This window comes from Gilliamella sp. B2772 (assembly GCF_026536985.1).
Lineage (GTDB): Bacteria > Pseudomonadota > Gammaproteobacteria > Enterobacterales > Orbaceae > Gilliamella > Gilliamella apicola_E.
In genome coordinates, this window is record NZ_JAFNNB010000004.1 from 14539 (window position 1) to 35118 (window position 20580).

Consider the following 20580-nt stretch of genomic DNA (forward strand, 5'->3'; position numbering starts at 1 on the left):
TATTTTATTAAGGTTGTTTACCGATATAAGCTAAAATACCACCATCAACATAAAGAATATGGCCGTTAACAAAATTTGATGCTTCCGATGCTAAAAATACGGCTGCACCAGCTAAATCATCAGGAGTCCCCCATCGGCCTGCCGGTGTTTTAGCAATAATGAACTGATCAAATGGGTGACGAGAACCATCTGCTTGTTTTTCACGTAATGGCGCAGTTTGAGGAGTGGCAATATAACCTGGACCAATACCGTTACATTGAATATTGGCATGACCAAATTCAGAACAGATATTTTTGGTTAACATTTTTAAACCACCTTTAGCCGATGCATAACCAACAACCGTTTCACGACCAAGTTCACTCATCATTGAACAGATGTTGATAATTTTGCCACTTCCTTTTTTGATCATTGAAGGAATAACTGCTTTTGCCATAATAAATTGACCTGTTAAGTCGATATCAATAATTTTACGATAATCAGCCGCACTTGTTTCAAGCATTGATTTGCGTTGAATAATACCAGCATTGTTGACTAAAATATCAATCACACCATGTTCTTTTTCAATTTGAGCAATCGATTTTTCAACAGCAACTTCATCCGTAATATCAAATAGATAGCCATGGGCATCAATACCAGCTGCTTTATAAGCATCAAGTCCTTTTTGTAAATTTTCAGGCACGACATCATTAAATACGATTTTCGCTCCGGCACCGGCTAATGATTTTGCTATCTCAAAACCGATGCCATAAGAAGCGCCCGTTACCAGCGCTATTTTATTGTTGAGTGAAAATTTATTTAAAATCGACATAATTATATTCTCCGTTATAGTTATGATAGACAAAAGGTCTATCACATTTCTTCTAATATGTTAGCTGGCACTTTGGTTAAATAAAGTGCAGGTTCATCTTGTGCATCACATGAATATAAAACGTATTTATTATCAGGTGAAAATGATGGATGAGGGTGAGTAACTTGACGATCACCATCTAAAACTCGCCATGTACTATTATGCTTAACCAACTTATGAGCTGTTTTTGTTTTAGGTGCTAAAATATAAAGCCATGGATCATTTTCAATTTTATAGCCACTTGTATCAATTACATCTACAGGACTGCCTGTTCCATCACCAATATAAAGTGTGCCATCAAAATTACTCATTAAGTGCGAACAAGCTGGCATCTCCATGATTTCTTTATCTTCATCAGTTACCGGATTATAAAGACGAATATATCGTTCTTGTTGCCCTTTCATATAAGATACATAAGCTAATCCAGAACCATCTGGAACCCAAAATTCATGAGTGCAACTTTCACCAGGTAAATTATCATGCGCTTTTCGTTCATTTTTACCATCACGATCAACCAACCAAATTCTTGCATCAACTAAATCATGAGGACCTTCATGACAAAATGCGATAGTTTTATCATCAAAAGGTCTAAAAATTGGGTGACCTAACCATACATTCTGATCAATAACTGTTTTAGCTACACCTGTTTCAATATCAATCTTGATTAAACGGCAGTGTGGATTCTTATCATAAAATGCTTTAAATATTGTCCAATCGGTAAGTGGCGTCCAATCTTTTTTATCAATTTCAATTCCAACAATTTCATTACAATCACTATTAGCAACCCATGTGCCGTAACCAACCCATTCATCAGGAACAGTATAAACATTTTTTTCTTCTAATGTTTCAAGATTAACTTGTTGTAAGTTACGTTCATTTTTAACATAGTATAAAAATTTGTCATCTGGTGATAAAAAACCGCCGAAAGTATTATCGCCAGGTCCTTCAGTAAGTTGTTTTGCTGTTTGTTTTTCAATATCGAGTAAATAATAGTTACGATGAGTATCAAATTCACCAGCAAAAAGTAATTTTTGACCATCATTGGTAAAACATTTTTGATAAAAATAATTACGGTGGCATAAAATACCTTCTGGCGTTAACCGAATAATTTCATTTTTTGAATCTTCATCTGTAAATGATGAATATGATAGCCTTACGATATTCCCCTTAGCCATATGAACTCCCTGAATATAAATATAATTAAATGTTTAAAAGATTTTCATTTATTAAATATAGTAATATAAAAATTAAGACGTTTTTGTGACTTTCATCACATTGCAATAAATTTATTAAAACATCGTTTTATTTTAGTTAAAAAAATTGATATATTTTTGGGTGAGCTTATAATGAAAACGAAATGTACTAATATATAATTAGTTATTATTTCTATCAAAATAGAGGAAAATCATGAAAATAGCACTAATGAACGAATTTAGCCAAGCAGCTAAAAATCCAATTATTTTAAATGAATTGAAAAATGCAACTGAGAAATACGGACATACTGTTTTTAACGTTGGCATGGATGGCGACAATGATAAAAAATTAACTTATGTTCATTTAGGTATTATTAGCGCTATTTTATTAAACAGTAAAGCCGTTGATTTTGTTATCACAGGATGTGGTACAGGACAAGGCGCATTAATGGCGTTAAATGCATTCCCAGGTGTTAACTGTGGTTATTGTATTGAACCTACTGATGCCTATTTATTTGCACAAGTAAATAACGGTAATGCGTTATCACTTGCATTTGCTAAAGGCTTTGGTTGGGGTGCAGAACTCAATGCTCGTTATATTTTTGAAAAAGCATTTGATGGCGAAAAAGGATTGGGTTATCCACCTGAGCGTCGTGAATCTCAAAATGCTAATGCTGTAATTTTAAATGATATGAAAAATGCAGCAGGAAAAAGTTTAATTGAAGCATTGAAGTCAATTGATCAATCATTACTTAAAGATGCGATCAGAGGTGAGCGTTTCCAAAAATGTTTATTTGAAAATAGTCAAGATTCTGAAATAACCAATTACATCAAAAGCTTACTAGCTTAATTTAGAGTTTACTACATCCGTCAATTTTGTGCCATTTCAACTTAACTGGTGAAATGGCTCAATTCACTATTTTTAATCGTTTCTAACTTAATAGAATAAATTCTAATGTATTTTTCATTAACAAATGATTAAACCGATTTAATTTAAAAATAGAGGAATGAGATTGCTGATTGAAAAGATTAAAAGTGCTAAATCTTACTAGATCTAGCACTCTATTATTTTAATTATTTAGCTTTATTTTTTTCGATTAGCGTTTTTAGCTCTTTTGGTAACACTATATTACCGTTTTTATCTCGAGTGATTTTAAAGTCACTATTTCCTTTCCATAATTGATTGCTGGTTACAGATTTAAAATCTTTACTTTTAATCTGTGGTCCAAATGAATCTTTTATCGCTGATTGCCAGCTATCACGAATAGAATAATTGTGTTCAAAAATGACCACTGGTTTTAAAAATTCATAAGGATTAGCGCGTAAAATATAATTATACCTCGCACTATTGATCGAAAGATTATTCTTCATGATATAAGAACCAGTATTAAAATTATCAGTAAAGCCATCCATATTATTATTTAAGGAAATTGAATTGATAATTTTATGATTTACAGGTTGACCTTCTGCTCCTAATTTAAAACCATTACCTATACTTCCTTTAGCAATATTGGGTTTTGAAAAAGGAAAACCGTTTGAATATGTAACAGAACTATCAATTAATACCGGATCATTTGGGCCATCTTCAATCTTGTTATAAAGATCGAAACCATCATCAGTATTATTATGGGCAATACACCCTCTAAATACATTCCCTTTACCAACACCCAATTTAGCGGCAAAACCATCAGCATTTTTACCTGATTTATCCATATTATTATAAGAATCAGAGTTAAGAATTAGGTTATAAGATGGCCAATAAATTCGATTTTGATTTTTCTTTTTAGCTGAGATTGCCAAACCGGTATCACTATTATTACGAGTAATAACTTGATCAATCACATTATGACTGCCGGAAATTCTTAAATAAGCTGGTTTATTATCTTTATCATCAATATTTCCATCAAAGATAACCTGCTTAATAGCCCAATAATTGCTATCTAAATTAAACGTAGTGTTAGTAAAAATCGCTTTATGCTTATTAATGGCTTGTATGGTTTTTAATTTACCGGGTAATCCACTTAATTGAGCCGGAAGAGTTATGCCGTCATAATAACCATCCATCAAATGAATAACACCGCCCGGTTCAACGCTATTAACAGCCGTTTCGAAATCAACCGGTGATGGTTTGGTACCTTTATTATCCTTTTTACCTTCTGGCGAAACAATAATATTAGATAAATTTTCAATCGATGATTTATTTAGATTAATTGTAAAAATTTGAGTATTATTTTTTGCATTAGCTGTAAACTCAACAGTAAAGGTATTAGTTCCATCTTTTAGCTGAACTGGAAATTGTAATAACTTACCAACTTCCGCATTCAACGTTTTATTAATTTCTTTAACAAATACGGTACCTGAAGTATTGGGGAAAAATTGTAATGTATAATTTTTACTATATACATCATTCGGTGATGATAAAATTAACGTTGGTTTAATATCAACAATTACCTCAGGTTTAGCGGGTAATTTATCATAATCAACCGTTATATCACTGAGGGTTAATTTAGAATTTTTGAACTCAACTTTTGCGTTTCTAGAAGCAAAAAAGCCGACATAAATATTTTTGTTATCTTGTTGATTTAAGAATCCTGAATAATCATTGATTGCCCACTGTTTCTCTTCACCAGTCGCATTATTTTTCATCGATAAGATAAATTGATCTGCCGTTCTGGTCATTGTTAAATGCATACTTTTAACATCAACATAATTAACATTTTCAACATAACCAACTTTCTCAATTGATATGCCTTCATTACCCCATGCTTTTTTTACACCATCACGTACTAAGCCGGTTACTTTTACTAAATTATCATTTTTTTGATTTTGAGTAATCAATGCATTCATTATTACATTTGAAGCATTTGGAAACTCCTCATAACCAGCCGGCTGAGGATCACTTCTAGCTACGCCAATAGTATCACGAGCAAATAAACCCACCGCTTCTTGAGCGGCAGGCGTTTTTCCATCCACTTCAGGTCCTATTTGCTCTAAGGTAACATCACTTTCTAAAGTAAAAGTTTGATTAACGGGTAATTGAGTATAAAAAACCACCATTCCATCATGCGAGTTAGCAATTTTACCGCCACGACTCTCTAAATAGAAATCTGACGGTAATTGATAAGGTTGATTTGGAACTAAATAATCTTTTTGACCAGCAATCCATGCATTATTGGTTCCCACTTTTTCAGGCTTGATAAGTGAGGCAAAATTTAAGTCAGTCGATTGGCCAAAAGCTATCGCTTTCCACTCTTGTGCAGAAGCTGCGCTAACATAAAGCGAAGACAGACAAAGTATTGAAGTTAATATTTTTTTCATTATGGGTCCTAACATTTTTGTTTATTTCAATAATTCTAAAGCTTTCCACTACCGACTAATCGTCCATAGTTTTTACTAAATTGCTTAATATCATCCACGCTATATTGATAAGGCACAGACCAATTCAAATTATCAACAAAACCACATGATGATAATTTCAACTTAGATTGATTAAATAGAGAATTTTTATCGCGAAGGTTATCGCCTTTAAACTGTTTAGCTACTTTGCAGTTATCTTTCAAACCATCAATCATAAATTGATTATTTTCCGAAAGCACGCTGCCTTTATAGCCTAAGCCAATAGAGTATTGATATGGGTATACAGTTTTAGATTTATTAACCGATCCTTTAAACAGGTTGTTATACATGTGGATTTTGCCGAACCTTACTCTTGGTGCGCGTTGAGTTATGTCTAAAAAAACATTATGATGAAGCGTGATATTTAACTTATTCTCATCCTGATCAGCATTTTTATCACTATGGCCAATTAACATAGTCTTATCATGGTTTTCAAATAGACAATAAGAGATAGTAATGAAATCACTACCACGCTTAATATCCAATAAACCATCATGTTGTACATATTTCCAGCCATCTTTTTCCTGGTACATATCATCGGTAAATTTACCATCAGTTAGAGTGACATGATCAATCCAAACATAAGTTGAGGTAATAATATTTATCCCATCCCATTCAGCATTCCATCCATCTCCCTCTTCAAATTTTGGCGCAACATCAATTGGTGCTTCAATTTTTAAATTTCGAATAATGACATTATTTACTTTAGACAACATAAGTGAACCATTGATAAAACCAGCATTATTACCAACACCAATTAATGTGGTATCACTAGGAATTTTGATCAACGAACGAGATTTTTGATCATCAAAGTCTTTGTAAGGTTTGCCTTCACTAATATCTATAATCCCAGAGACTTGAATAATACGAGGCTGATTTTTATTGATCGCAATCGCATCTAAAAGATCTTTTTTGTTATTCACCATAAAGATCATTTTTTCATTTGCTTTAGCGCCACCGATCGTGCCCGTATTTGTCGCTAAATCATAACCACCAAAACCGTCTCTAGGTGCAACATCACGAGCTTCTCTAATTTTGATAGGAGACGGAGATAATGCATGACATGCAGCAATAGATGAATTAATTGCCAAAGGAACTAATAGCGCAATGATTAATTTTTTCATTTAACAAATACCTTTTTATTAGTTAATCTGAGTTTGATCGAAAGTGATTCCTTGCTGTAACCAAGGATCGTTGTTTATGGCATTAGCAATAATTTTGGCGATAGCTAATGCGCCTTTTTCTTGAAAATGCGTAGCATCAGGATTGTTAATCACGCCAGAAGTTTGATTTTTATAATAAGGATATTTAGGATCATTAGGATCCACAGCTAACCAGTAAGACTGCCAGTCATCTTTGTGTTGGTTGGCAAAATCAATACTAAATGACTCCAAATCAATTAAAGCAACTTGATTAACTTTTGCCGTATGTTTAATCGTATTCGAATAATCTCCCCAATAATCAAAACCTGGTTTATTGGCGGTATAATGCGTATGACTAACAGGATTAGTATTTTGATAAGCAATGTTATTATTCTTATCTTTATAACGGGTGACTGGTGTCATTAAAATTGGCGTCATATCCAACGCTTTTGCCACAGCGAGATAACCTTCTAAAGAGGATTGGAATGACATATTTTCTTGCGTTGATGGATACTGTTTTTGGTTATTATCATCATTAGGATAAGTGCATAAATTAGCAACATCCACTTTACCTCGTTTCGGATTGTTACCGTTACATTTTTCATCATTATGTCCAAAAGCGATGATCATATAATCGCCTTTTTTCATTAAAGGGATCAGTAAATCGAACCATCCTTCAGTTTTGAAACTACGGCTTGAACGGCCTGACTGTGCGCCATTGATGACAACCGTATCAGCCTTATCATCAATAAACTGATCAAAAACTTGGCCCCATCCCATTCTTGGATAAACTTTTTTATCATAGTTGGACGCAGTCGAATCACCTAAAATAAAAATACGTTGCTTAGCATTTATATTTCTTTCTTTTTGCTTAACTGCCTGATCATAATCAAAAGGTGAATCTTGGCTAATGGGTCTTAAACGCATATCAAACAATACAGTACCACTTACTTTACCAGTAGAAGAATCGTATCCACGATTAAAGTACATTACATTAAGTAGCTTGTTAATATCTGGATTTTCGGTGGTAAGTGGATCAAAAGAATTAGCAATAATACCTACTTGGCGTAATGCTTTATCAAACAGCATATGATAATTTTTATAAGCATGGCTTAACGCAGCATCATCTATTGAAAAAGATAATTGATTATCAGTAAATTGTTCTGGGCCTAGAAGATTGATTTGTTTAGCTAGTTCACTAGTTAAAAAATCAGTTAATGGATTAATATTAACAGTATTTTTTTCATCTTTTTGTAAGGTATGAACGTATGAAACCAAACAATTACCGTTACACATTTGCCCTTCATCCGCTTTTCGGGCAAGTGAGTTTTCATTACTAAAAACAATTAGTGGTGGAGTCAGTTCAGAAACATCTTGTTGATAAAACCCATCGCTATTAGTCGCCGTTTTTAAAATTTTATTATTCACATCACGGACTATCACCGATGAAACAACTGGTTTATTAACATAAACATAACCTTGTATTACAGTACTTGCCAATACTTGATTGATTGAAGTGACAACCAATAAAAATCCGAAAAAAATTTTCTTTATCATTTTTTCACCACTAACTGTTTTTAACACTTTTATCGATTAAAATAAATAAGATAATCCTAGTGCTAACTTAGCTTCCCTTGCGTCAGAATGAACACTTTTTGCCACATCTTCTGCAGCAAAGTTAACTTGCCAAACTTTGGTTGCTTGCCAATTTATATCCAGTTCTTGTTGATAATCATGCTTTTTATCATTGTGTAATACATAGTTTCCTTTTAAGTATGAGAAGCGATAGCCAATGTTCCAATCAGGAGTTAGATTAATATCAGTACCTATATCAAAACGATTGCGCGCTCGATTATCGACATAACCTTGAACACTATCTTCGCGTTTACTTCTTGAAACTTTGCGATATTCAAATCGATATTGGCCATAAAAAGATAGATCATCACTTTGTAACCAAGTCAATTTTAAAGCGGGAGAATAACGAACACCTGGACGTTGTGAATCACTTACATCACCTAACTGATAATGGGGTAAGTTTTCTTTACTTTTAGCTTTATAACCACCACCTGAATAGAATCTAACTTCCATATTTGGTGTTAGTATCCAATTATCAGCTAAATAAAAATTGTAACCTCCATAAATTTGATAATGACTAGAAACAATATCATCAAAGAATAATCTATTTTTTAATTGGTTATAGGTATTTACACTTAGACCAACATAGCCTTTTTTATCAAAATCAGTATATAGACCAAAACTATCACCATGGTAATGTGAAGTTAAACCATAATGATGCGCATATTTGAAATAGGTTTTATAAGCGAAATTAGAATCTTTGCTATTTGATTGACCGAATGCGTAATTGAAACCAACTTTAAACTTAGCTTGTCGAGTATTAGTGGTTTTATTTTTCGATACATCAGAAATGGAAAAATAAGGACGGAACAATTTTGAATAATTATAGGTAATTTTAAATTCTTGCTCATAATCAGTTTTTTTATTGTTATAAGCTTTATATTCATTTTTAGAAAAACCGTTCCTCAATGCTTTATAAGAATTGTTAGTATAATCACCAAAATAATAGTTAAAGGTATAGGCAAAGTTAAATGCTTTTATACCAGAATACATTAATGCCCAATCTAAACGATTCCTTCCTGTATTACTACTAGCAACATATTTAACTTGTTTGCCAGCTATTTTTGCTCTTTTATAACGTTCAGCGTGAGATATTTTTTTCCATTCATAGCGATATCGAAAACTTGTTGACCAATCACTATTAATTTTATAACTATATTTCAATCCTGGTTGATAAAGAGTTGAATCTTTGCTGAAACCTAATTCTAATGATGGAATAATCGATCCCCAGCCATCATCAAACGTAAATGTTTTTTGAATAACAACACCACCCGATCCACCTTGCATATCATCATATAAAACATCACGTTTGTTCCCGCCACCTTCAGTAACACCAAATTTAAATTCATATTGCCAATTATCGTCGGTTTTATGGATTAACTTAATTGTATCCCCATGAATCCTATCCATAGATTTCCAGTTATGTTCATATTGAAAAGTTGTTTGACCAGCAAAAGAATAAATAGGAAAGGTAGACAGAAACATTAAAAGCGGTATTTTTTTTAATTTAAATTGACTCATTATTGTTTTCCTAAATTTTTAAATTTATTTTTTGAAATACTGTTTTATATTTTTTATTATTTTATTAATTTTTTCTGTTAATAAGATCACAGTTTCAGAAAACAATTCAAAAAAAACAATAACTACATGATATATTTAATTTTTATTTAAAATAATATTAATATATATACCTTAAAAATCAAAATAATTTGTTACCAACGTCACATTTCTAAAAAAAAATTAAAATTAATTTGTATAAATTTAGTATTATTTAAATAATAATTTTAAAACAGTATTTCATAATTATTAAAGGAAATAGATTTATGGCTGATAATCAGAAAAAAATAACCACACTCACTCGATTTTCGTATGGTAGTGGTAATTTGATAGGAAGTGGTGCTCTAGCAATTAGTGCCGCTTGGTTACTATACTTTTATACAACATTTTGTGGACTTTCGGCATTTCAAGCTACGTTAATTTTTTCTATAGCTACCTATTTAGATGTAATTTTAAATCCACTAATGGGTTTTATTACTGATAACTTTAACCATACTAAACTTGGACGTCGATTTGGTCGCCGTCGATTCTTCATCCTATTTGCTATTCCATGTATGATTATTTACCCATTACTTTGGGTAGATGGGATGAATTTCTGGTACTACTTAACTACTTATATTTTATTTGAATTCATCTATACCATGATTATGATTCCATATAATACTTTACCGGTAGAGATGACTAAAAACTTCGATCAAAGAACTTACCTAGCAGGTTCCAAAGCGATGTTTGGTAAAGTAGCAAACTTCTTAGCTGCAGCTATTCCTGGTGTATTTTTCTATCTATTTGATGGTAAAGACTCTCCACTACCATTCTTATTAACAGGTATTACTTATGCATCTATTATGGCGATAGCACTAATTTTGCTTTATTTTAATAGCTGGGAAAAATCAGTTGATGAAATTGAAGATGAAACAACTTCTGGCCTTTGGGAAAGTATTGTTAAATTATTTTCAGATGTTTTTTCAACTTTCCGTTTAAAAACTTTTAGAAACCATTTAGGTATGTATCTATTTGGCTTTGGTGCTGAATGGTTATTTGCAGCAACATTTACTTATTTTGTGGTATTTAACTTAGGCCAACCCAAAACCTTCGTTTCACAAATGAACAGTTTAAGTAGTATTTGCCAATTAATCTCAACTGCCTTTTTCATGGCTTGGTGTGTAAAACGTGGATTCAAAAGACCATTTGTTATTGCAATATTGATAGTAATATCTTCGGTAATCGGCTATATCGGTGTCTACTACTTTAATATGCCTCATGTTACATGGATTGTAATTGGTATTACTATTTGGTTTGGGTTAGGAACGGGTGGTGTTTATTATATTCCTTGGAGTGTATACACATTCTTAGCAGATATCGATGAAGTACTAACAGGAAGACGTCGCGAAGGTATTTATGCTGGTGCTATGACCATGGCCGGTAAATTAATGCGTGCAACTATCGTCTTTGTCTTAGGTATTGTATTGAAATATTCTGGTTTTGTGTCTGGCGTAGATGCTGTTCAACCAGAGAGTGCCGTTACTGCAATTAACTTAGTATTAATCTTCGGTGTGTGTGGAATGGCACTATTAGGTATCTTCTTCACATATCGTATGAAATTAGATAAATCGACTCATGCACTTATTATTCAAGAACTTGATAGATTAAAAAATGGTGGCAAAAAACAAGATGCAACACCAGAAATAAGAAGTTTAGTTAAAGAGTTAACAGGCTTTGAGTATGACAACTGTTTTGGTAACAATAATGTAGGCTTTAAACAACACCACTAAACAAAAGTAATATAATTAAACTTAAAATCATCTAATCTAAACAATTAGATGATTTTTTTTATATTAAATTAATCCAAACTTTTTCAATGCTTTCGCTATGCCATCATTATTATTGGTATCAGTGACATATTCAGCTTTTTCTTTTAGCTGATCAACCGCATTGCTCATTGCTACAGGATGGTCAACGGTTAGGAACATTTCAAAATCATTCATACCATCACCAAATGCATAAGTAGGTACGTCATTAAAACCTTTAGTTTTTAATAATTCTTTAATGCCATTACCTTTAGAACCGCCATGATTAAAAACATCAACACAATAATGTGTATTACGAATAAACGTCAATTCAGGAAAAACTTCTCTATAAGGTGATTCGCCTTGTTCACAAAGCAGTAATAACATTTGAATCGGTTCTTTTAAGTAAATTTGATCATCAACAGGAGGTACTTGTTGTTTTAAAGAAGTATAGAATTTTTGAGCAGGAAGACTGTTTTCACTCACTCGCATAGTCTTATAGCTATAGAAAGATAATGGAATATTCATCTTTTCTCTTGAATATTCATATAATCGAGTAATGAGGTTTTTATCAATATTATTTGTGAAAACAACTTCTTTTTCATAAATAACTACTTGGCCATTCATACCAATAATTGAATCTATACCAGTATCCCTCATCAAATCAACCGCTTCAGGTGGTGTTCTACCAGTTGCAATTATTGGTACAATATTATTTTGTTTTAGTTTTCTAATTGCATCATAAGAACTAGGTAACACATCTATATCTTTATTAAATAAGGTTCCATCTAAATCGAAAAAAACAATAGCTTCAGGTTTCTTTTTCATTTCATAAATCCAAAATATGTTTAATAAAAGGAATGGTTAATTTGCGTTGTTGAGCTAACGTAGCTACTTCAAACTCTTCCATTAAAGAAAATAAAGTTCGCATATCGCGATTAACACGTTTTAACAAAAATAATCCAACTTCCGTTGATAGCTCAAATCCACTTAGCTTAGCCCTAAGTTGTAAAGCTTTTAGTTTATCCTCATCACTTAACTCTTTTAACTGATAAACTTGCCCCCACGTTAACCTTGATACCAAATCAGGTAGTATAAAAGGAACTTGTTTTGGAGGAGCACTGGCAGTTATCAATAATTTACTAACGTTTTTTTCGGTTAAACGATTAAAAAGATCAAATATTGCTTCTTCCCAATCACGATGACCTGCTATCGCATCAATATCATCTAAACAAACCAAATCATAATTATCTAAACCTTGTAAAATCTCAGGTACAAGTAGAACATGCTGTTTTAAAGGAATATAGCTTGCTAACTTATTTTGACATGAAGCATGTAATAGATGAGTACGACCAGCGGCACTTGCTGACCATATATAAAAGACGTTGAAGCCTTCCTTATCAAGTAAGGTTTGCAAAGATTCAAACAATAATTGATTATTACCTACATAAAAACTATCAAATGTTTCGTTATTAGGTAATATAAAAGGTAAAGGCAACTGTGAAAGAGTAATAAAATAACCTCACAATAAAAATATAATCTTACTAAGTATAAATTTGCTTTTACAAAAATCAATCACTTTTACAGCAAACAAATAAGTTAACGAAAGTAACTATCAAAAATTAATATATCAATCCTAAAAAACTAAATAATAACCTAATTAAAAATTCATTTAGATATAGAAATTAATCCATTTTATTATTATCTAATACTTAAAAAAACATTTTAACCTTTTCCTAAATAGCTTTTAATAAGTACTATTATTTTAAGTGATGATGGTACTGCCACCTCACAGAACTTCCGAATTAAAAGAAACAAATACCTATAATCCCACTTTTAAACATTAGTTACATTAGCTTTCTACCAAAAACACCAATATCTTTTAGAAAAATCTCTTTTTCAGGTATTTTTAAAATTTAAATTAATAATATTAATGTCGCTAAGTATGATCAAAGATCATATTTCGAACTTTATAATGATCATTAAAACTCATAATTACCTTTTATTGATCATAATATTTAAGATGTATAACTTTTTTAACCAGAATGATCTAAATAATTAAGATTAAATTATAGACAATAAAAGATAAAATTTAAGCAAACAAATTTATTTTTTGTGGATAACTCTGTGATAAACCCACTATATAAGCTGTTATAATCATATTAATAACCTTAAAAGCAAAAAAGGTTGTGGATAAAATTAAGAGTTATAAACAGGATTAACTAAAAAAAGATCCGATCAATTAACAGCATTAGACGATCATTAAGATCCTATAAAATAATCATAAAAAAGAGTTATCAACAAAAATGATCCAAACTAATAATAGTAAAAATAAAAAAGATCACAAAAAGATCTTATTTAATTTAAATGATGATCAAAATAGATCATTTGACGTAATAAAAAAGATGAGTAAAATTCCTTACGCTAAATAAAACCAAATCACCTGATCAAAATAATGATCATCTATCTGTAAAATAAAAAACGAGGCTTTATATGTTTTATCCAGATCTTTTTGATGTCATCGTCGTTGGTGGTGGCCATGCCGGAACAGAAGCAGCAATGGCATCAGCAAGAATGGGCCGAAAAACATTACTTTTAACCCATAATATCAATACGTTAGGACAAATGTCATGCAACCCTGCTATTGGTGGTATTGGTAAGGGACATTTAGTAAAAGAAATTGATGCAATGGGTGGATTAATGGCACATGCTATTGATCTTTCTGGGATCCAATTTAGGATCTTAAACAGCAGCAAAGGTCCTGCTGTAAGAGCAACACGAGCTCAAGCGGATCGATCTTTATATCGTAAAGTAATACGAACAACCCTTGAAAACCAAGAAAACTTAATGTTATTTCAACAATCAGTTGAAGACGTGATCATTGAAAACGATCAGATCACAGGCGTGGTTACACAAATGGGTGTTTCATTTAAAGCAAGATCTGTTGTATTAACTACTGGCACTTTCTTAGATGGCAAGATCCATATAGGACTTGATAATTATAGTGGCGGTAGAACTGGTGATCCTGCTTCGATAGGTCTTTCCAAATCGTTACATCAATACCCATTTAGAATGGGTCGTTTAAAAACAGGAACGCCACCTCGTATCGATGCTAGAACCATAGATTTTTCTAAATTAGGTACACAATACGGTGATGATCCTGTGCCTGTATTTTCATTTTTAGGTGATGCTAAACAGCATCCTAGACAGATTCCTTGTTATATAACAAGTACTAATGAAACCACACATGATATTATTCGAAACAGCTTAGATCGTAGCCCTATGTATACAGGTGTTATTGAAGGTGTAGGTCCACGATATTGTCCATCAATCGAAGATAAAATAATGCGCTTTGCTGATCGTAATTCACATCAGATCTATTTAGAACCAGAAGGTTTAGACAGTAATGAAATTTATCCAAATGGGATATCTACAAGCTTACCGTTTGATACACAATTAGCATTTGTTCGCAGTATGAAAGGACTGGAAAATGCCAATATAGTCAGACCAGGTTATGCGATTGAATATGATTACTTTGATCCTCGTGATCTCAAACCAACTCTTGAAAGTAAAGTGATCAAAGGCTTGTTTTTAGCAGGACAGATCAATGGTACTACAGGTTATGAAGAAGCTGCTGCTCAAGGTATGCTGGCAGGATTAAATGCAGCTCGTTTTGTTTATGATCAAGATCAATGGTATCCAACGCGTGATCAAGCTTATTTAGGGGTTTTGGTTGATGATCTTTGTACTTTAGGTACTAATGAACCTTATCGTATGTTTACTTCACGAGCTGAATATCGCTTAATGTTACGTGAAGATAATGCAGATATTCGTTTAACAGAAATTGGACGACAACTTGGAATGGTTGATGATTACCGTTGGCAACGTTTTAACGAAAAATTTGAAGCTATTGAACAAGAAAGAGCACGTCTTCGTGACATTTGGGTTCATCCTCACATTGAAACAATTGATGAAGTTAATGCGGTATTAAGCGCTAACCTTACCAAAGAAGCCAATGGAGAAGAGTTGCTTAAACGCCCTGAAATGAGCTACAAAACTCTACAATCCCTGTCTCTATTTGCACCAGGGCTAAGTGATGATCAAGCAGCAGAACAAGTTGAAATTCAAGTTAAGTATGACGGCTATATAAAATTACAAATTGAAGAAATAGAAAGACAAAAACGAAATGAGGAAACTCTCATACCTGAGCATATAGATTATGCTGAAATATCAGGATTATCTAACGAAGTTGTTGCTAAATTAAAACAACATAAGCCGGTTTCAATTGGTCAAGCTTCACGTATTTCAGGTATTACACCAGCTGCAATTTCAATGTTATTAGTTTATTTAAAAAAGAAGAACTATGTTAAAAAAGAAACTCATTAATCTTATTGATCAAACGGATCTTTCAATCAATTGTCAGCAAATTGATCAACTGATCAATTACGTTGAAATGCTTAATAAATGGAATAAAGCTTACAACCTAACAGCGGTGCGTGATCCTAATGAAATGTTAATAAAACATATTATGGATAGCTTAGTTGTTTCACCTTATTTAGTTGGTAGCACGTTTATTGATGTAGGTACAGGCCCTGGATTACCAGGGATTCCTTTAGCAATCATCAATCCAGACAAACAATTTGATCTCGTTGACAGTTTAGGTAAAAGGATCCGTTTTTTAAAACAAGTTCAATTTGAATTAAAGCTACCAAATATTCAACCAATTCAAAGCCGTATTGAAGAATATAATCAAAAAAAATTCGATGGGGTAATAAGTCGAGCATTTGCTTCTTTACAAGATATGTTAACCTGGTGTAAACATCTTCCTAATGAACAAGGATTATTTTATGCGTTAAAAGGCAGTGATCTTGATCCGATCCCTGAAGGATTTACGCTTAAACAAGATATAAAACTTACCATACCTGAATTGAATGCTGAAAGACGATTAATGATCATTGAATAAAAAATAAATTGATCTAATCACTTTTTAGATCAATTCTTACGTCTTTTCAAATAATCCTTAATACCATCAACTATGGCTTTAGAAACTTGATTTTGGAAGGCTGCTGTTTTAAGTTTTTGCTCTTCAGCTATATTACTAATAAAGGCTGTTTCAACTAAAACTGATGGAATATCTGGTGCTTTTAACACTGCAAAACCTGCTTTTTCTATCGATGGTTTATGTAATTTATTCACATTTTTCATTCGATTTAAAATAGCACTTCCTAATAATACACCATTAGAAAGGGTTGTTTTTTGCACTAAATCTAAAATAGTGTTATCTAAATATTTATCACCACTTCGGCTAACACCACCTATTTGGTCTGCATCATTTTGAGTTTGGGCTAAATAACTTGCAGCAGAACTACTAGCTCCACGTGTTGATAAAGCAAATACAGATGACCCTCTAACAGATCGACTCGCAAAAGCATCAGCATGGATAGAGACAAATAGATCCGCATGTAAAGATCTCGCTTTCGCTACTCGAACTTTTAATGGAATAAAAACATCTTCATTACGAGTCATATAAACTTTTATATTTGGTTCTTTTTTTAGCAAACTATATGTTCGTCTGGCAATTTGCAAAACAATGTCTTTTTCTCGTGTTCTTTTGTAGCCAATCGCACCAGGATCCTCACCACCATGACCAGGATCGAGCATAACAATAACAGGCGAGTTTTTATTTTTATTCGTTGGCGATTTTATTTGCGCTTGTTTTTTATTTAGATCCCCTTTTTGATACTCTTCTAAAAGAGCAAGTAAAGGATCATCATTAGCTGTAGTCGGTTTAGACGGATAAAGATCAACGACTAATCGATGTTTAAATTCAGCAATCGGTGGTAATGTAAATGTATTAGGATCAATACCCTGTTTTAATTCGATCATAATACGTACAGTTTTAGGATCTAACTGTAATGCACGTATAGATTTAATAAAAGGATCACGGCTTAAAACTTTTGTCGAAACGGTTTTTAATATTGGATTTAAATTGAGATTATCAATATCAATCACCATACGATCAGGGTTATATAATTGTGCGCTTTTATAATTAAGCTTAACGTTTGATTCTAACGTTATTCGTGTATAGGTTGATGAAGGCCAAACGCGCACAGCAACAACTTGAGCCATTGCCGCAGCAAAGCCAACTCGTGTAACAGATAATAGGCAAGTAGCAATAATGCCTTTGATCAAAAAGCGCTTTGTTGGACTAAAAGTTTTCGACATACCTAGACACTTTTATATTAGTAATATTAATAGGCCAAGTATAATAGCATAAAATAAAACGATATTAAAAAGAATGATTATCATAATCAGTTGTTTTTTCGATAGATTAATTACTAATTAGACATTATTTTCTAAATAAAGCATATAAATATAGTTTTTTATATTAATTATAGACCCTACAATCACAAAGGATTACAATATGACACGCTAAAATCACGGATTTAAACCCGTTTTCATTTTAACAATTAAATATAGCTGAGTTATTGATGAGCAAAAAATTACATATCAAAACTTGGGGTTGCCAAATGAATGAATATGATTCAACAAAAATGGCAGATCTCCTTGAATCCACCCATGGTTTAACTTTAACAGAAAATGCCGAAGAAGCAGATATTTTACTATTAAATACTTGCTCTATTCGAGAAAAAGCCCAAGAAAAAGTCTTTCATCAACTAGGCCGTTGGAAAAATTTAAAACAACATAACCCTGATATCATCATTGGTGTAGGTGGTTGCGTAGCATCACAAGAAGGTGCACATATCCGTAAGCGTGCTCCTTTTGTTGATATTATTTTTGGACCACAAACTTTTCATCGTTTACCCGAGATGATTGAACAAATTCGTAGTGGTAATGGTCATCATGTGGTTGATGTTAGTTTTCCTGAAATTGAAAAATTTGACCGTTTACCCGAACCTCGCAGTGAAGGTCCAACAGCTTTTGTTTCAATTATGGAAGGATGTAATAAATACTGTACTTATTGTGTGGTACCTTACACTCGTGGTGAAGAGGTGAGCCGACCTTGTGATGATGTAATTTATGAAATAGCTCAACTTGCTGAACAAGGTGTACGCGAAGTTAATTTACTGGGTCAAAATGTTAATGCTTATCGAGGGCCAACTTTCGATGGTGATATTTGTTCTTTCGCTGAACTACTACGCTTAGTTGCTGCTATTGATGGTATTGATCGCATTCGCTTTACAACTAGCCATCCAATTGAATTTACTGATGATATCATCGATGTATATCGTGATACGCCAGAACTGGTTAACTTTTTACATTTGCCGGTACAAAGTGGTTCTGACCGAGTGTTAAATTTAATGAAACGCACTCATACAGCAATTGAATATAAATCAATCATTCGCAAATTACGCAAAGTTCGTCCTGACATTCAAATTAGTTCAGACTTTATTGTTGGATTCCCTGGTGAAACCCAAGAAGATTTTGAACAAACCATGAAACTCATTGCTGATGTTAATTTTGATTTAAGTTATAGCTTTGTCTATTCAGCACGACCAGGTACACCTGCTGCTGAAATGGAAGATAACGTTTCTGAAGAAGAGAAAAAACAAAGGCTCTATATTCTCCAAGAACGAATCAATCAACAAGCAATGCAATTTAGTCGTCGCATGTTAAATACTGTGCAACGTATTTTAGTTGAAGGCCCTTCTAAAAAGGATCTTATGGAATTAACTGGACGAACAGAAAATAATCGTATTGTTAATTTTGAAGGTAGTCCGGATATGATTGGTAAATTTGTTGATGTTGAAATTACCGATGTTTATCCTAACTCATTGCGTGGTAAAGTAGTAAGAACAGAGAATCAGATGAATTTACGTGTGAGCGAATCACCAATATCGGTCATCTCTCGTACCCGTAAAGAAAACGATTTAGGTGTGGCTATCTATCAACCATAATTAAATAATGATTGAAATAATAATATATAACATGTTGATAAATTTTGGCTTAAAAGAACGTGTTTAAAATAAACGATTTGGGGACATATCTTTGAATATTACGACATATGAAACAATGCTTGAACCAGCAGATAATCAGCGGCTTAATAGTCTTTGTGGTCCTTATGATGACAATATCAAACAACTTGAACGACGATTAGGATTAGAAATAAACCATCGGGGTAATCAATTTGCTATTACTGGCGATATAATTTGTGCAAAAGCGGCAACTGAGATTTTACAATCGCTGTATAAACAAACTAAAGTAAAAGACAGTATTGTCGATATAGAACCAGAGCAGATACATTTAGCTATTAAAGAATCAGGTGCGTTAGAAAAAGCTAATGAACACGCACCTAGTTATGTTGATCTGCATGGTAGCAAACAAGTGATGATAAAGACCAAGCGAGGAGTAATAAAACCCCGCACGCCTAATCAAGCACAATATATTGCTCATGTATTAGATTATGATATCTCTTTTGGTATCGGTCCTGCTGGTACAGGTAAAACCTATTTAGCTGTAGCTGCCGCAGTTGATGCACTTGAAAAACAACAAGTTAGACGAATTGTATTAACACGCCCTGCAGTTGAAGCCGGTGAAAAATTGGGTTTTTTACCAGGTGATTTAAGCCAAAAAGTCGATCCTTATTTGCGTCCGCTTTACGATGCTTTATTTGAAATGCTAGGTTTTGAAAAAGTCGAAAAACTAATTGAAAAAAGTGTGATTGAAGTTGCACCGTTAGCTTATATGCGTGGACGTACACTCAATGATGCATTTATTATTCTTGATGAAAGCCAAAACACAACAATAGAACAAATGAAAATGTTTTTAACCCGCATTGGTTTTAATTCTAAAGCGGTAATAACGGGTGATATAACCCAAATAGATTTACCTCGTCATCAAAAATCTGGGTTACGTCACGCAATAGAAGTATTAAATGAAGTTGAAGATATTAGTTTTAATTTTTTCAAGAGTGAAGATGTAGTTCGCCATCCTGTGGTAGCTAGAATTGTTAATGCTTATGAAAAATGGGAACAAAAAGAACATCTATAAACAGAATTTAG

At 32.7% G+C, this 20580-nt stretch carries 15 protein-coding genes; 6 read left to right on the forward strand and 9 right to left on the reverse strand.

Features of this window, described 5'->3' with window-relative positions; all coding sequences use genetic code 11:
* Window positions 1-7: 7 nt before the first annotated feature.
* Together J3T98_RS09035 and J3T98_RS09040 are read right to left on the reverse strand one after the other, a co-directional pair.
* Window positions 8-802: a gluconate 5-dehydrogenase gene (locus J3T98_RS09035; RefSeq protein WP_416380647.1), complete on the reverse strand. Its 795-nt coding sequence runs from the start codon at window positions 800-802 to the stop codon at window positions 8-10.
* A 47-nt stretch (window positions 803-849) separates the two neighbouring features.
* Window positions 850-2022: an oligogalacturonate lyase family protein gene (locus J3T98_RS09040; protein WP_065561894.1), complete on the reverse strand. Its 1173-nt coding sequence runs from the start codon at window positions 2020-2022 to the stop codon at window positions 850-852.
* Window positions 2023-2254: 232 nt separating this feature from the next.
* On the opposite strand from J3T98_RS09040, the gene J3T98_RS09045 reads away from it, so the two are divergent.
* On the forward strand, window positions 2255-2890 hold the full coding sequence (locus J3T98_RS09045; RefSeq protein WP_065561893.1) for an RpiB/LacA/LacB family sugar-phosphate isomerase: 636 nt from the start codon (window positions 2255-2257) through the stop codon (window positions 2888-2890).
* Between the two features lie 224 nt (window positions 2891-3114).
* On the opposite strand, the gene J3T98_RS09050 is transcribed toward J3T98_RS09045, so the two are convergent.
* The 4 genes from J3T98_RS09050 to J3T98_RS09065 are packed head-to-tail and all read right to left on the reverse strand — an operon-like array spanning window position 3115 to window position 9734.
* On the reverse strand, window positions 3115-5358 hold the full coding sequence (locus J3T98_RS09050; protein WP_267362672.1) for a right-handed parallel beta-helix repeat-containing protein: 2244 nt from the start codon (window positions 5356-5358) through the stop codon (window positions 3115-3117).
* Between the two features lie 35 nt (window positions 5359-5393).
* A complete protein-coding gene (locus tag J3T98_RS09055) occupies window positions 5394-6560 on the reverse strand; it encodes a pectate lyase family protein (protein ID WP_267362673.1) in 1167 nt (388 codons plus the stop codon).
* Window positions 6561-6578: 18 nt separating this feature from the next.
* A complete protein-coding gene (locus J3T98_RS09060) occupies window positions 6579-8135 on the reverse strand; it encodes an SGNH/GDSL hydrolase family protein (RefSeq protein ID WP_267362674.1) in 1557 nt (518 codons plus the stop codon).
* Window positions 8136-8171: 36 nt separating this feature from the next.
* On the reverse strand, window positions 8172-9734 hold the full coding sequence (locus J3T98_RS09065) for an oligogalacturonate-specific porin KdgM family protein (RefSeq protein WP_267362675.1): 1563 nt from the start codon (window positions 9732-9734) through the stop codon (window positions 8172-8174).
* A 302-nt stretch (window positions 9735-10036) separates the two neighbouring features.
* On the opposite strand from J3T98_RS09065, the gene J3T98_RS09070 reads away from it, so the two are divergent.
* A complete protein-coding gene (locus tag J3T98_RS09070) occupies window positions 10037-11542 on the forward strand; it encodes an MFS transporter (protein WP_065561888.1) in 1506 nt (501 codons plus the stop codon).
* Between the two features lie 63 nt (window positions 11543-11605).
* Here J3T98_RS09070 and J3T98_RS09075 read toward each other — a convergent pair whose 3' ends face one another.
* On the reverse strand, window positions 11606-12385 hold the full coding sequence (locus J3T98_RS09075) for a Cof-type HAD-IIB family hydrolase (protein ID WP_065561887.1): 780 nt from the start codon (window positions 12383-12385) through the stop codon (window positions 11606-11608).
* Between the two features lies 1 nt (window position 12386).
* Window positions 12387-13070: a DnaA inactivator Hda gene (hda, locus tag J3T98_RS09080; protein WP_065561886.1), complete on the reverse strand. Its 684-nt coding sequence runs from the start codon at window positions 13068-13070 to the stop codon at window positions 12387-12389.
* 980 nt (window positions 13071-14050) lie between these two features.
* Between hda and mnmG the strand changes: the two genes are divergently transcribed.
* A complete protein-coding gene (gene mnmG, locus J3T98_RS09085) occupies window positions 14051-15943 on the forward strand; it encodes a tRNA uridine-5-carboxymethylaminomethyl(34) synthesis enzyme MnmG (protein ID WP_065561885.1) in 1893 nt (630 codons plus the stop codon).
* Window positions 15921-16520, forward strand: coding sequence for a 16S rRNA (guanine(527)-N(7))-methyltransferase RsmG (gene rsmG / locus J3T98_RS09090; RefSeq protein WP_065561884.1), 600 nt, complete (start codon window positions 15921-15923; stop codon window positions 16518-16520). Before mnmG ends, rsmG begins: the two co-directional genes overlap by 23 nt.
* Window positions 16521-16549: 29 nt before the next feature.
* Here rsmG and J3T98_RS09095 read toward each other — a convergent pair whose 3' ends face one another.
* Window positions 16550-17782, reverse strand: a complete 1233-nt coding sequence (locus J3T98_RS09095; RefSeq protein ID WP_065561883.1) for an N-acetylmuramoyl-L-alanine amidase — start codon at window positions 17780-17782, stop codon at window positions 16550-16552.
* A gap of 266 nt (window positions 17783-18048) precedes the next feature.
* Between J3T98_RS09095 and miaB the strand changes: the two genes are divergently transcribed.
* Complete coding sequence (gene miaB, locus J3T98_RS09100; protein ID WP_267357845.1) at window positions 18049-19476, forward strand: tRNA (N6-isopentenyl adenosine(37)-C2)-methylthiotransferase MiaB; 1428 nt, start codon at window positions 18049-18051, stop codon at window positions 19474-19476.
* Between the two features lie 91 nt (window positions 19477-19567).
* A complete protein-coding gene (locus J3T98_RS09105) occupies window positions 19568-20569 on the forward strand; it encodes a PhoH family protein (protein WP_065561881.1) in 1002 nt (333 codons plus the stop codon).
* The last annotated feature ends 11 nt before the right edge of the window (window positions 20570-20580 follow it).